The sequence below is a fragment of the Martinezella multihospitum genome (assembly GCF_900094585.1).
Taxonomy (GTDB): domain Bacteria; phylum Pseudomonadota; class Alphaproteobacteria; order Rhizobiales; family Rhizobiaceae; genus Rhizobium; species Rhizobium multihospitium.
On sequence record NZ_FMAG01000001.1, the window covers coordinates 588,866 to 601,358 of the forward strand.

Sequence of the window (12,493 nt, forward strand, 5' to 3'; positions counted from 1 at the left end):
TCTCCCCGAACGATCCAAGCAGCGGCATCATGACCAACACGAAATGCTTTGAAGAAAAAGACTGGCGACCTTGGACAGGGGGGACTTTTCCCCGCTGATCACGGTATAGACAACGGGTAGTTCCGGTTCGAACGGGATGAAGCGCAATGGCAAGGTCGCATATTCCCGGGCGATGATCTCTCCGACCAGGGCAATCCCCAGCCCCTCGGCTGCAAGCGCGCAGGCGCTCGCCACCGAATGCGCCTCCAACAAGGGTCGCTGCCGGATGCCGGCCTTGTAAAACACAGCCTCCAACTCATGCCGTACCGGCCGCTCCCTGTTCAGCATGATCAGATCCTGCCCCTTCAAATCGCCAACCGACAAAAGGACGCTCTGAGCCTTTGGATGATCTCGATGCAGGGCACAGACGATCCTCGACGGCAAGATCTTCTCCTGCCTCAACCCTGGGCTCGAGAGTGGCAAGCGCGAGAAACCGAGATCGGCTTCGCCGTCGGCGACCATGCGCTCTATCGCCAGATAGCTGCCGGAAGCGACTTCGACGCGCATTGGTCCATTCTCTTCGAGAAAGCTCTTCACCAACTTCGGAATGCGCGTCGATGAGAGGCTGGCCGGAAAAGCGAGCCGCAGCATGATCTCGCGCGAACGACCGCTCTCAAGCTCCATTGCCGCGGTTTTCAAAGCGCGTAGCCGGTCGGAGATGACGCGGATTTCCGGGCCGAGTTGCAATCCTTCGCGGGTCGGCTGCAGCCTATTCTTTTCCCGGTCGAAAAGCCTGACACCGAGATAGTCCTCCAATTGCTGCAACAGGCGACTGACGTTCGATTGCGATATGCCAAGCTCGGCGGCGGCGGCAATCGTCGAGCCGGTCGCGGCGATAGCGTCATAGGCCTCGATATGCTTCAGGCTGATCGCCGCACTGCTGTCGCGCGCCATTCTATCTCCGATATCGATAGCCCTACCCGCAAACCGCATAAGATTGCGAGCTTGCAGAAAGTTGAACATTTTCCGCGAAGAACCAAACTCACGGAAAGACTTTCGTCAATGGCCACCATTCTCCAGAAGATCGCGGAACAGGTTCTGTCCCGAACGACGTTCTCAAACCTCGCCATAGACAAGGCAAGAGATGCCACGGTAGATACTATCGGCTGTATGATAGCTGGCAGGAACGACGGAAGCGTTGCGGCCCTGACCCGCGCCTTCGACCGGGAAATTGCCCAAGGCGGTGCCGCGCGGCTGGTCGGAGGCGGTTCAACCTCGTCTTCCCTTGCCGCCCTGATCAATGCAACCTCGGCACACGCTCTCGATTTCGATGATAATTTTCATCCGGCGCGAGCGCATGCATCGGCCGTGCTGGTGCCCGCGCTGCTGGCGGTGTTGTCGACTGACAGAGTTACAAGCGGAAGACAATTCCTCGAAGCCTATCTGGCCGGGCTGGAAGCGCAAGCGGCAGTCGGCTTTGGCGTCAATCCCTCTCACTACAACAGGGGCTGGCACGCGACAGCGACGGTCGGCAGCATCGGAGCCGCGGCGGGCGTGGCGCGGCTTCTCGGCGCGGGCGAAGAGGCCATCGCCGCGGCCATGAGCCTCGCAACCAGCTTCGCCTGCGGCCCGAAAGGACAATTCGGCACCACCGCCAAGCCGCTGCATGCGGGCATCGCCGCGCGCAACGCGGTGGATGCGGCGCGCATGGCGCTTGCCGGCATGAGCGGACGACTTGATATTCTCGAGCGGCGGCAAGGCTTCCTCGATCTTTTCGGGGGTGATGAGGCCAATGGCTGGGAAGGCCTCACATTCGACGACACACATATCATCGAGAGCCGCGGATTGGTAACCAAGCGCCATCCCTGCTGCGCCTCGACCCATCGCGCGATCGACGCGCTTCTGGATCTGAAGCAGGAGCATGAGCTTGCGACAGATGCCATCGTCAGGATCGAGACCAAGGTCGGCATATCAGCTGCCCACAACCTCGCCTATCCCAATCCCACCGACGAGATGCAGGCACGCTTCTCAATGCAATATTGCCTGGCCGCAGCGTTCCTAAAAAGCTCCCTCAGCCTTTCGGACTTTACACGACAAAAGATCGATCGGCCGGAAATCCGAGAGCTTATGCCCCGCATCGAAATGCAGGCCTATTCGGCTGAAGAGGAGAAGGGCGTAGAACGCCTGCCGCACATCGTCACCGTCACGACGCGCGACGGCCGCATCTGCAGCAAATCCCGATTGCACGCGAAGGGCTCGATCGAAACGCCAATGAGTGACCAGGAACGCGACGTTAAGTTCATGGATTGTTTGCGCTGGGCAAATCAGCATGTTTCCGAAGCCTCTTTCCAACGGCTTCGCGCCCTGGCGGAGTTGGAAACCTTGTCTTGCCACGAGGTGTTTTGGAACGTGATCTCAAATGCCTGATATCCCGAAAAAGGACAGCGCCATTAAGATATCAAGCTTAGATCGAGCGGAGCCGAGGGACAAACTTTCCGCAATAAGCACCGAGAGTTTGTTTAATCTCTGTTTGCTCTTGAATGGGTATGAGTTTCGACCAGTCATTCTACTGAACCGACTGACGTCGTGCATGGCGTCTTGAATAGATGTGAACGAGCGTCACCTGCGTTAACTTGGAGTGCAGGGTGGAAACCTAAAGCACTGAAGGCCATCGCTGATGGGCGTGCATGACTGTGAGAATCTCAACGTCATGCACGACACGGTAGGGAATAATATAGGGGATATCTCCCAGTACCAATTCGCGCGTGCCGCTAATGCGACCAACGCGACCCGTTGCGGGAAAATCGACAAGCATGTCTACTGCCGATACGATCCGCAAAACCACTCGCGCCGCGGCGTCTGGATTATCCTTATGAATATGTGCACCAATCTCATCAAGCCGCCCCAGCGCTCTTGCCGTCCAGCGGACACGTCTTTCGCTCATGATTGACGAACAGACTTGATGTATTTTCCAACGACCTTAGCCACCTCGTCGTCGTTAGCGAATTCACCCCGGTTGGCTTCAGCCAAACCGGCCTCGATCTCAGCAATTTGCCACTCTTCGCGAGCGACGTAATCCTCGATGGCCTGGGCGGCCATATAAGCGCGGGAACGATCAAGCTTTTCCGCGATCTGATCGAGCTTATTAGCCGTCTCGTCTGAAACACGCACGGTAAATGCAGCCATAACACCGAACTTTCCTTGGTTCACTACGGTTATCCTTGAACCATAGTGGTTCGTCAAGGTTCAAGTCTCGTGTGAGAGCGCTTCAACGAACCTTAGATGGTTGCTCTTGATAGGAATCGAACTGCTGAGTCCCATAATCTATAATATTCACAAATTTTCAAAGGCTTGCAGCGACGACATAGGATCAAGTGCAAAATGTGCTGAGGTAAACGCTTGATAGCCGCCGTTTCCCCCGTCTAACACCTCATAAGCAAAAACTCTTGGCTGCTGCCAAACGGAACTGGCTTTACTCATCTTGCGCAACTTGGCCCACCAATGCAGTGATTTGCTCCGCATCGACACCGCACTGGGTGAATTGCTCAACGAGACTGCGGGCGAGCGTTTCGACTGCATCGATGGATTGCCGAGAGGTCGCCCCGCTCGCAGACTTGCCGGCGAGCGCTGCTGCGATTTTGGCGCTGACACGCTCTGCCGCTTGCCGGGACGAGTCGGTCTGCACATGGGCGTAAATTGCGGTCGAACGCGGATTCGCATGTCCCAGGATCGCGCCGGTGAGCGCCAACGCCTCGCCCGTCGAGGTGGCGGTCGATCCCATCGTATGCCGGAGTGTATGGGGCGTGACGCCGGGCAGCTTCGCCTTGGCGATCGCTCTGCTCCACATCGTCTTGATGCCCTGATAATGCCCGTCACCGCGTTCGGCCGGGAAGGCGAAATCCGAGCCATCGGTCTTATCGATGCTCTTGAGCAGGGCGATGGCAGCGGCTCCGAGCGAGCGCAGTGACTTTCCGGTCTTGCTGTCGCCAAGAATCAGTAGCCCCCTCATCTGCATGAAACTCCGACCAGCGCAATCCGGCGATCTCATCGCGGCGGCAGCCGGTGAGCGCCCATAGGCGAGCGATGTTGACGGCTTTGGGGTTCACACCCTCGGCTTCGAGTTCATCCAGGGCGGCGTCTAGACGGGTGACTTCCTCAAGCGTCAGGTAGCGCTCATTCCGATTGTCGGTCTTCCGAACCGCCGCCGTTTCACAGGGGTTGCGCTTCACGATCTCGCTGCATGCGCGCAGGTAAAAACCGCCGATAGGTCTCGCACTATCTTGCAGGCGGCGCCGGCGCCACCGCGGACGATAATCCGCTTACGCGGACCAACCTTCTCGTCCTTGACGGTTTTCCCGGCCGTCACATCAGCGACGGACCGATCGATATCGACCTCACTTATCTGCCGGTGGCATCGCGCGCCGAATCGCTGGCGGCGATCGAGGCAGCACTTCTGCGCATCAAGGATCGAATTTTGCGGACCATCGATAGTGCTCATGTCTCCGAGAGCCGTCACTTCGACGGCACGCTTGCCCGATTGATCGTCCAGCGCGGCCGGACCCCAGGTGAAGATCGAAGAGCGTCGTCGTGTCCCGGGTGATATCGACGCGCGGATTGTAGACCCCGGTCGACTAGTCGAGCACGCTCGGCACCTTCCAGCGTGTATCGCCCGTGCCGTTACCGGCGATGCGCTGCACCGCTGCAACCAGCGCATGATCGAAGATGCGGCCATAGTCGGGTCCCGTGACGGCGCGCAGCTCGGCCCGACCGTCTTCGATGTCGAGCGTCTTCACCTGCTCGGCGCGATGCGAGGTGAGTCCATATTGCAGGTTGATGCCGGCAAGCGGCGCCGGGAGTTGGCGGGGGTAGGCGGCGGGCGCCCCGACCAGACTCGTGAACGGGCCGAAGCTCCAATGGGTTGGGACAATTGGCACATCGAAACGGGGTAACAGCAACGCCGGGCGTTCGGCGTCATCGCGATTGGCCTCCACGCGGATCGCCGCGCTTTCTACAGTTCGGGTACAGCTCCGCTCAGTCCGGCCGCGGAGCGGTATAGAGGTCCGACAGGGATAGGTAACGCTCGTCCACAGGCCGCGAGAACCACTCCGAGGACACGTGGCCGATCCGCTGGCCACGATTGATATCAACTTTGTAGCCTTGCTGTCCACGATCGGTATCCATAATTTCCACCTGGGTCATGGGTCGTCTCTCCATGGCGGGCGCCGGAAAACTCTCTCCCAGCCCTAAATCCCTCATGGAAATCTCGGCCGATCTCTCACTCTCTATGACGCCGACGCCACGACGATGCTTTCGGAGGCGCAATTCCTGGACCGATGTTCCACACAATGGGGAATGTTATATTGTGCTATACTCCCATCGCGCCCGGATGGCCCGATCTGCGAAATGCAGCGCATCGTCTGCTTCTGCGTCGAATCGACCAACGGAGAATTTCCAAAGATTGTAGAGATGCGCGATAATCCTGATCGGCAGGCCAGTTTTGCGCTGGATCAAAGTCGATATGTGCGGACCTGCTAGGCTCAACGCCTGACCGCTCGTGTCCAGACATCGATTGACAGTTGTTCTGCGGGTCTGAAGGAGAAGCATGATGGAAATCGAAGACACCAAGGGTGACCTAACCACGCGTAACGGCTTTCACTTTCACGTTCGCGCCGCCGAGCCAAAGGATGAGGCAATTGTCGCTGATTTTTTCACCCACGTGACACCAGACGACGTCAGATTTCGTTTCCTATCCGGAATGAAATCCGTTTCCCATGAAAGGCTCGTTGAAATGACAAGCGCTGGTGATCCCAAGCGCGTCAATTTCCTTGCCTTTTCATCGGATCAGACCTTGCTTGCAGTGGCAATGCTGGCGGTCAGCAAGGATACTCAACGCGGAGAGGTCGCGCTGAGCATTCGTGAAGACTATAAGCATCAGGGCATAAGTTGGGAAATGCTCGCCCATATTTGCCGCTATGCGGAGCGGCACAATTTCAAGAGCATCGAATCCATCGAGAGCCGCGAGAACCACGAAGCTATCGAGCTCGAACGCGACATGGCCTTCCAGGCCCATAGCGATCCTGACGACCCCACAATCATTGTACTGCGGCGGGAATTCCAACAATGACAATTCTCTGCCGTTGTTCGTACCTTTGTTGGGCGCCTGTGAATATCGTGCTGATCAGGATAGTCTGGGTGGGTTAACCACTTTATTCGCACATTCGAACGCGGTTTTGGCTGTCAACACATCCGAGTTTGCATAAGGGCCAATCTCGCCTGCCGGCGGAAATGATCAGCCATGAAGAAAAGCGCTGGCATCTTAATGTACAAAGAGGCGGAAAGCGGTTTTTTGATCCTGCTTGTCCACCCAGGCGGCCCCTTCTGGCACAAGCGAGATGAGGGCGCGTGGTCCATTCCCAAGGGCGAGTATAAGGAGGATGAGGAAGCTGAGGCTGCGGCGCGGCGGGAATTTGCCGAAGAAACGGGCCACGTGCCTGAAGGTAAGCTGCAGCCGCTTGGCCAATTACGCCAGAAGAGCGGTAAGCATGTCATTGCCTTTGCGCTGGAGGGGGAATTCGATACCTCCAGCCTGCGCAGCAACATGTTCGAAATCGAGTGGCCGCCGCGAAGCGGACGCATGCAAACATTCCCCGAAGTCGATCGTGCCGAGTGGTTCGCCCTGGCCGAGGCGCGCCAAAAGATCGTCAGCGGTCAGGCCCCCTTCCTGGAACGTCTGGAGGCGCTCCATACGGCAGCCGCGCAACGCGTCGTTGACCAGATGGGCAAAGAGTAATGCTGTATCATAGCTGTGGCGAACTGCGAGATCGCCGGCTGACATTCTAACGACGGGGTGTCGACGTCCGCGAAAAATGATAACTTACTTGACCAGGATCAAGGTTTATCGCCGCCACCCAGTGTCTCCCATAGATATTTTCGATCCTTGGGAGAAGATCAGGCGGGATCTCAGTCTCGCACTTGGAACTGTAAACATGTCTACTTGCACATTGATCGAACCCGCAAGTGGCAAGCGCGGGAGTCAAGATCGAGCGGCTGGCGTTCAGTGGTGCACGGAACCTCGCGTGGCCTTGTTCCGATCGTACAGTTCCAATCTTCCGCTAAGCGAATTTCGACAGACTTCGCCGCGCAATCGACATGGCGACCGCTTCACTTACGATCGCTATGAGGCGCTTTACCTCCGCACCTTCGTCCAGACATAGCAACACGAGAGCTTCAAGCTGAGCCTCCAACTCACCCAGATCCGTCTTGTGATCGATTTTCTGTTTTTTGCTTTCACCGGCGCCTTCCCCTGCGAGGGCTTCAGCGATCTTGCTGGTCACTCGATTTGCGGCGTCGCGAGACGGATCATGTTGCACGTGAGCGTAGATGGCCGTTGAGCTTATGTCGGTATGCCCCAGGATCGCACCCGTCAATGCCATCGCTTCTCCGGAGGAGGCCGCGACAGACCCTACCGTGTGCCTCAGCGTATGTGGTGTTGCATCGAAAATTTGCGCTTTGGTTGCGATCTTGCGCCAAGCCTTCACGGTTCCCTTGTAGCAGCCGTCCCCAATTTCGGCGGGAAAGACAAACTTGCTTTCGTTCCGTGGAATTGCTTTCAGCAAGGCCATGGCATGTGCCCCTAATGGACGAACGGACCTACCAGTCTTGCTATCGCGGAGCTCGATGAGCCCGTCGTCAAGATTAACCTCCGACCATTCCAGGCCAGCGATTTCCTCACGACGACAGCCTGTCAGCGCCAGGAGGCGGATTATCATGATAGCCTTTTGGTTATAACCTGCAGCATCAAATTCATCCAGAACGGCCCCGAGGCGAGCAAGTTCGTCTGCGGTCAAAAAGCGCTTCTTTCGAATATCCGTTTTTCGAACGGCGGCGTTTGTATATGGATTATGTGAAACGATTTCATTCCGTATGGCAAAATTGAAAACGGCGGACAGATCACGAGCAACCTTGCGCGCGGCGGCCTCACCACCCCGCACGATAATTCGTTTGCGATATCCGATCTTTTCATCGCGGGCTGTCGCGCCGGATGTGACATCGGCAACGAGGCGTTCGACATCACCTGAATTCAAACTCGAGGCCCTTCTGCGCCCGAGTAGCGGCACAACGTGGTTGCGAAGACGCGCCAACGTGATCGTCTTCGTTCTGGCCTTCATCGGCTGGCCATGCCGCCGACCGCCCCGAACGAAACAACCCTCCTTCTCGTAAAGGTCGATGAGGGCTTCGATCGTCGCACCGCGGCGTTTTGCCCGCAAATCGCCTGCCGGATCTCCTCCTGCAGCAACGCTACCGAGTTTAGCCTTGGCGAGCTTTCTTGCCTGCTCGACGGTGATCTGACCAAAATGTCCTATGGTCAGGATTCGCTGGGTAGCCGATCGCCCGCCGCCGTCGGCCCGATATTTGATGATGAACGTCTTGACGCCGGTGGGAGCGATGCGAAGACCGAAGCCGGAAAGCTCGCTATCCCAAACATGGTAGCGTTCATGATCGGGTCGAGCCGCGTCTACGATACGCTTGGTCAAAAGCACGGTGCTGCGCTTGCCCATTTAGCGCCCTCCAAGACTTTGAACAGGATACCACCGGGATACCACCGTGGCCGAAAATCGCGGGATATTGGTAGCGCGCAATCGGCGAACGTGTCAAGCTAACACATTGATATAGTAGTGATATTTAGTGGAATTGGATATAATAGAGTTACCCGTCCTTATCCTCCGAGCGAATATACACCTGCAGCGTATAACCGATATGCTCGGTCATCAGCGCTCTGGCACGTTCCAGATCCCGGTCGAGGGCCGCTTCCATCAGTGCCGTATGATGCTCGATCGCCATGGCGTCCTTCAAGGCGGCAACGGCTTTTTCGTAGCCTATCGAAAGGCCAGCCGCCGCGCGCTGCGTCGGCGCAAGGCCGAGAAAACGATGGTGGCGGCGAAGTTGATCCGAGATGGTGGACTGGAAGCGCTGGAGCCAGTTCGACGTTGCCGCGCTGACGAGCGCAGCGTGAAAGGCATTGTGCTTCTCATCCCATTCGTCCGCCATCTCCTCCGAGGCGGAGTCGGGCACGATCTTGCAGCGTGAGAGGCGATAATGTGCGGTGACGACCGCCGATTCCCAATCCGGGCCACCCTTCTCGATCGACTCCATGAGAAGCGGCAGCTCCACCACCATGCGCGCCCGCGTCAAGTCCTCGAGTTCGGCCCGCGATACCGGAGCGACAGCGAAGCCGCGATTGCTGATCGCAGTCACAAGCTTCTCAGCCTCCAGCCGCGACAGCGCCTCGCGAAGCGGCGTCCAGCCGAGGCCATAGATATCCCGAAGGGCACTCAACCGCAGGGACGCACCAGGCCGCAGCTTGGTATTCAGGATGTCGCGTCGCAACAGCCAGTAAGCCGCCTCGGTCTTGCTCAGCGCATCCTTGTCCTGCATGGTCCTCGTCCCGATCCTCCTCAGGGTTCAGATTATATATAAAATCGCCTAATAGGGGAATTATATATCATATATGCCCATCGTGAATATCATATATCACAAATTGACACGCTTGCAGCACTCGCTATGATCGCTGCCCAAGAGAGCCGAGGGAACACGGCTCCTTGTCACATCCGGGAGGAAAATATGCTGAGATCTACGTCCAAATGGCTGGTCGGCCTCGCTGTCGTCGGCGCCTTCGCAGCAAGCGTTGCAACCGCATCGGCCGAGCCCATCAAGATCGCCATCGCCAACTTCGGCGAGCATCCGCAGCTCAACGCATCGATTGCCGGCTTCAAGAAGGCTCTCGCCGACAACGGCTTCGTTGAGGGCAAAGATGTCGTCTATTCCGAAAGCAATACCAGCTTCGACGCCTCGCTCGTTCCGCAGATGATTGCCAAGCTGCAGTCCGAGCACCCGAAGCTGATGTACACGGTCACGACGCCCGTCTCGCAGATCGCCAAGAAGGCGCTTGCCGGCTCCGGCATTCCGATCGTCTTCACCGCCGTCACCGATCCTGTCGCCGCCAAGCTCGTCCCGTCGTGGGATGCGGGCGACACCGGCATCACCGGCTCGAGCGACCTGCAGGACATCTCGGCCATCCTCACCTTCACCAAGAAGCTGCTTCCAAATGCCAAGCGTATCGGCGTTCCCTACAATCCGGGTGAAGCCAACGACGTCGCGCTGATCGACAAGGTCAAGGCCGCCGCTCCGGCAGCCGGCTTCGAAGTGGTTCCGGTCGGCGTCGACAACGTCAACGACATCCAGCAGCGCATCGCATCGCTCGCCGGCAAGGCAGACGTAATCTACACGCCGGCGTCGAACCTGCTGCAGCCGGCAATTCCGGCCGTTGCCGCCGCCGCCCGCCAGGCACAGATCCCGATCGTCAATTCCGACGACGCGGCTGTCCGCAACGGCGTCGTGCCGGCAAGCTTTGCCGTCAACTACGAGCAGGTCGGTGAAAATGCCGGAAAGATCGCCGCGCAGATCCTCAAGGGTGCCGATCCGAAGACGATCAAGCCCTCCGTTCCGGCTTACAAGGACCACGCGCCGCTGATCAACAAGACCGTGCTGAAGGCATTCGGCGCCGAAGTTCCGGCTTCGCTTGCCGATTGCAATTGCTTCACGAAGTGATAGGCGGCATCTTCTACTGCATAATTCCTTAAATCGACATCGATTTAAGGATAAAATTATGCAGCAGATTTAAAGTGCTACAGCGACCTTTGCGCGTCATGTGTGACGCGCGGCGCTGTAGGATCAATCCGATCCATGGCGGCGTCAAGGACGCCGCCATTTCATAACCCTATACTGCAGGGGAGGCACGGATGCTTGATATCAAATCCGCGCGCAAGGTTTTCTATAAAGGCCAGCCCGACGAAAAGATCGCGCTCAACGGCCTGACGCTCTCCCTCAAGACAGGCGAATTCGGCGTCGTCATCGGCTCGAATGGCGCCGGCAAGAGCAGCATGCTGAATGCGATTTCGGGCGCTCTCAGCCTCGATTCCGGTCAGATCCTCATCAACGGCAATGACGTGACGAACATGCCGGTCCACAAGCGCGCCGCGCGTCTGGCCCGCGTATTCCAGGACCCGATGAAGGGCACCGCCGCCAGCATGACGGTCGGCGAGAACATGCTCCTGGCGGAATTGCGCGGCAAAGCCAGAGGATTTCGCCCCGGTTTGAATGCGGCCCGCCTCGCCGCCTATAAAGAGCGTCTCGCCGTTCTCGGCCTCGGCTTGGAAAACCGTATCGACACCAAGGTCGAGCTTCTTTCGGGAGGCCAGCGCCAGTCGCTGTCGCTTATCATGGCGGTCGGCGGCTCTCCTGACGTGCTGCTCCTCGATGAGCATACCGCCGCGCTCGATCCCCGCACGGCGGATATCGTCATGCAGGCGACGGTGCGCACCGTCGAAGCGCTGAAACTGACGACCCTGATGGTGACGCACAACATGCAGCACGCCGTCGATTTCGGTGACAGCATCGTCATGCTCGATGCCGGCCGCGTTCACCTTGAAATTACCGGGGATGGCAAGCGGCGCATCACCGTGCCCGAGTTGATCGGCCACTTCGCCGTCAAGACCGACCGCATGCTGCTGGTGAGCTGACATCATGATGGATTTCATTCAATCAACCGTTTCGAGCTTCATCTCGCTCATCCCGGTCACGCTGGCCCAGAGTTTCATCCTGAGCTTCGTCGTCCTCGGCATCATGATCCCCTTCCGGATGCTCAGCTTTCCGGATCTGACCAGTGAAGGCGCGTTTCCGCTCGGCGGTTGCGTCTGCGGCATTCTGCTCGCCGCCGGCGTCGCACCGCCGCTCGCCATTGCCGTCGCCTTCATCGTCGGCCTTGCTGCCGGCTGTTGCACGGCCTTCATTCATCTGCGCTTCCGCATCCACACGCTGCTTGCCGGCATCCTGATGTCGACCATGCTCTACAGCATCAATCTCGGCATCATGGGCAAATCGAACCTCTCCGTCTTCGGCTCGCCAACCGTATTCGATGTCGTACCATTCACCGAGCCCGGCTTCCCGGCGAGCAAGATCGTCATCGCCGGCCTGCTTGCTATTATCGTGTTGATCGCGCTCAACCTTTACTTCAAGACGGAAAAGGGCACGGCCATGCGCGCCGTCGGCTCCAATCCCGACATGGCCGAGGCGCAGGGCATCAATGTCTGGGCTGCCACCATCGGCGGCGTCGGCATCGCCAGCGCCTTTTCAGCGGCCAGCGGCGCCTTGATGGTCCAGTCGCAGGGCTTTGCCGACGTCAACATGGGTATCGGCATCCTGATCAACGGCCTTGCAGCGCTGATGATCGGCGAGGCCTTCACCGGCAAGCAGACCGTCCTGCGTCAGCTGCTGGCGCCCTTCGTCGGCTCGATCATCTATTATCAGCTGGTGTCGCTCTGCCTCGCCGCCGGTATGCCGCCGCCGAATCTGAAGCTCGCCACCGGCCTGTTCGTGCTCATCATGCTGGCGCTGCCGAGCATCCGCCGCAGCCGCGGGGGAGCCGCCACCCGAGAAACCATTCGCGAATAAGTTT

Annotated in this window: 12 protein-coding genes and 1 pseudogene; 6 read left to right on the forward strand and 7 right to left on the reverse strand. The window is 58.3% G+C overall.

Translation table 11 applies throughout. From position 1 onward, the window contains the following. Positions 1-27 precede the first annotated feature (27 nt). A complete protein-coding gene (locus GA0061103_RS02655) occupies positions 28-1,002 on the reverse strand; it encodes a LysR family transcriptional regulator (RefSeq protein WP_208603473.1) in 975 nt (324 codons plus the stop codon). 39 nt (positions 1,003-1,041) lie between these two features. On the opposite strand from GA0061103_RS02655, the gene GA0061103_RS02660 reads away from it, so the two are divergent. After that, complete coding sequence (locus tag GA0061103_RS02660; protein WP_092706831.1) at positions 1,042-2,406, forward strand: MmgE/PrpD family protein; 1,365 nt, start codon at positions 1,042-1,044, stop codon at positions 2,404-2,406. 226 nt (positions 2,407-2,632) lie between these two features. Here GA0061103_RS02660 and GA0061103_RS02665 read toward each other — a convergent pair whose 3' ends face one another. The 4 genes and pseudogenes from GA0061103_RS02665 to GA0061103_RS02680 all read right to left on the reverse strand — a co-directional run. Beyond that, positions 2,633-2,923 carry a type II toxin-antitoxin system RelE/ParE family toxin gene (locus GA0061103_RS02665; protein ID WP_092706833.1) on the reverse strand — a complete coding sequence of 97 codons (291 nt, stop codon included), beginning with the start codon at positions 2,921-2,923 and terminating at the stop codon, positions 2,633-2,635. Beyond that, on the reverse strand, positions 2,920-3,165 hold the full coding sequence (locus GA0061103_RS02670) for a CopG family ribbon-helix-helix protein (RefSeq protein ID WP_092706835.1): 246 nt from the start codon (positions 3,163-3,165) through the stop codon (positions 2,920-2,922). The genes GA0061103_RS02665 and GA0061103_RS02670 overlap by 4 nt, the downstream gene beginning before the upstream one ends. Positions 3,166-3,451: 286 nt before the next feature. Then, a complete protein-coding gene (locus tag GA0061103_RS35225; protein WP_208603474.1) occupies positions 3,452-3,988 on the reverse strand; it encodes a tyrosine-type recombinase/integrase in 537 nt (178 codons plus the stop codon). 625 nt (positions 3,989-4,613) lie between these two features. After that, positions 4,614-5,178, reverse strand: a pseudogene (locus tag GA0061103_RS02680) (DUF932 domain-containing protein); the annotation flags it as partial. 403 nt (positions 5,179-5,581) lie between these two features. On the opposite strand from GA0061103_RS02680, the gene GA0061103_RS02690 reads away from it, so the two are divergent. Then, a complete protein-coding gene (locus GA0061103_RS02690) occupies positions 5,582-6,103 on the forward strand; it encodes a GNAT family N-acetyltransferase (RefSeq protein WP_245304636.1) in 522 nt (173 codons plus the stop codon). Between the two features lie 171 nt (positions 6,104-6,274). Next, a complete protein-coding gene (locus tag GA0061103_RS02695; protein ID WP_092706841.1) occupies positions 6,275-6,769 on the forward strand; it encodes an NUDIX hydrolase in 495 nt (164 codons plus the stop codon). Positions 6,770-7,091: 322 nt separating this feature from the next. On the opposite strand, the gene GA0061103_RS02700 is transcribed toward GA0061103_RS02695, so the two are convergent. Next, positions 7,092-8,537, reverse strand: a complete 1,446-nt coding sequence (locus GA0061103_RS02700) for a site-specific integrase (RefSeq protein WP_092706843.1) — start codon at positions 8,535-8,537, stop codon at positions 7,092-7,094. Positions 8,538-8,685: 148 nt separating this feature from the next. Further along, complete coding sequence (locus GA0061103_RS02705) at positions 8,686-9,414, reverse strand: GntR family transcriptional regulator (RefSeq protein WP_092706845.1); 729 nt, start codon at positions 9,412-9,414, stop codon at positions 8,686-8,688. A gap of 186 nt (positions 9,415-9,600) precedes the next feature. On the opposite strand from GA0061103_RS02705, the gene GA0061103_RS02710 reads away from it, so the two are divergent. The 3 genes from GA0061103_RS02710 to GA0061103_RS02720 all read left to right on the forward strand — a co-directional run bounded on the left by GA0061103_RS02710 (position 9,601) and on the right by GA0061103_RS02720 (position 12,489). Further along, on the forward strand, positions 9,601-10,587 hold the full coding sequence (locus tag GA0061103_RS02710) for an ABC transporter substrate-binding protein (protein ID WP_092706847.1): 987 nt from the start codon (positions 9,601-9,603) through the stop codon (positions 10,585-10,587). Between the two features lie 191 nt (positions 10,588-10,778). Continuing rightward, positions 10,779-11,558, forward strand: a complete 780-nt coding sequence (locus tag GA0061103_RS02715; protein WP_092706849.1) for an ABC transporter ATP-binding protein — start codon at positions 10,779-10,781, stop codon at positions 11,556-11,558. 7 nt (positions 11,559-11,565) lie between these two features. Continuing rightward, positions 11,566-12,489: an ABC transporter permease gene (locus GA0061103_RS02720; RefSeq protein WP_092708545.1), complete on the forward strand. Its 924-nt coding sequence runs from the start codon at positions 11,566-11,568 to the stop codon at positions 12,487-12,489. Positions 12,490-12,493 lie beyond the last annotated feature (4 nt).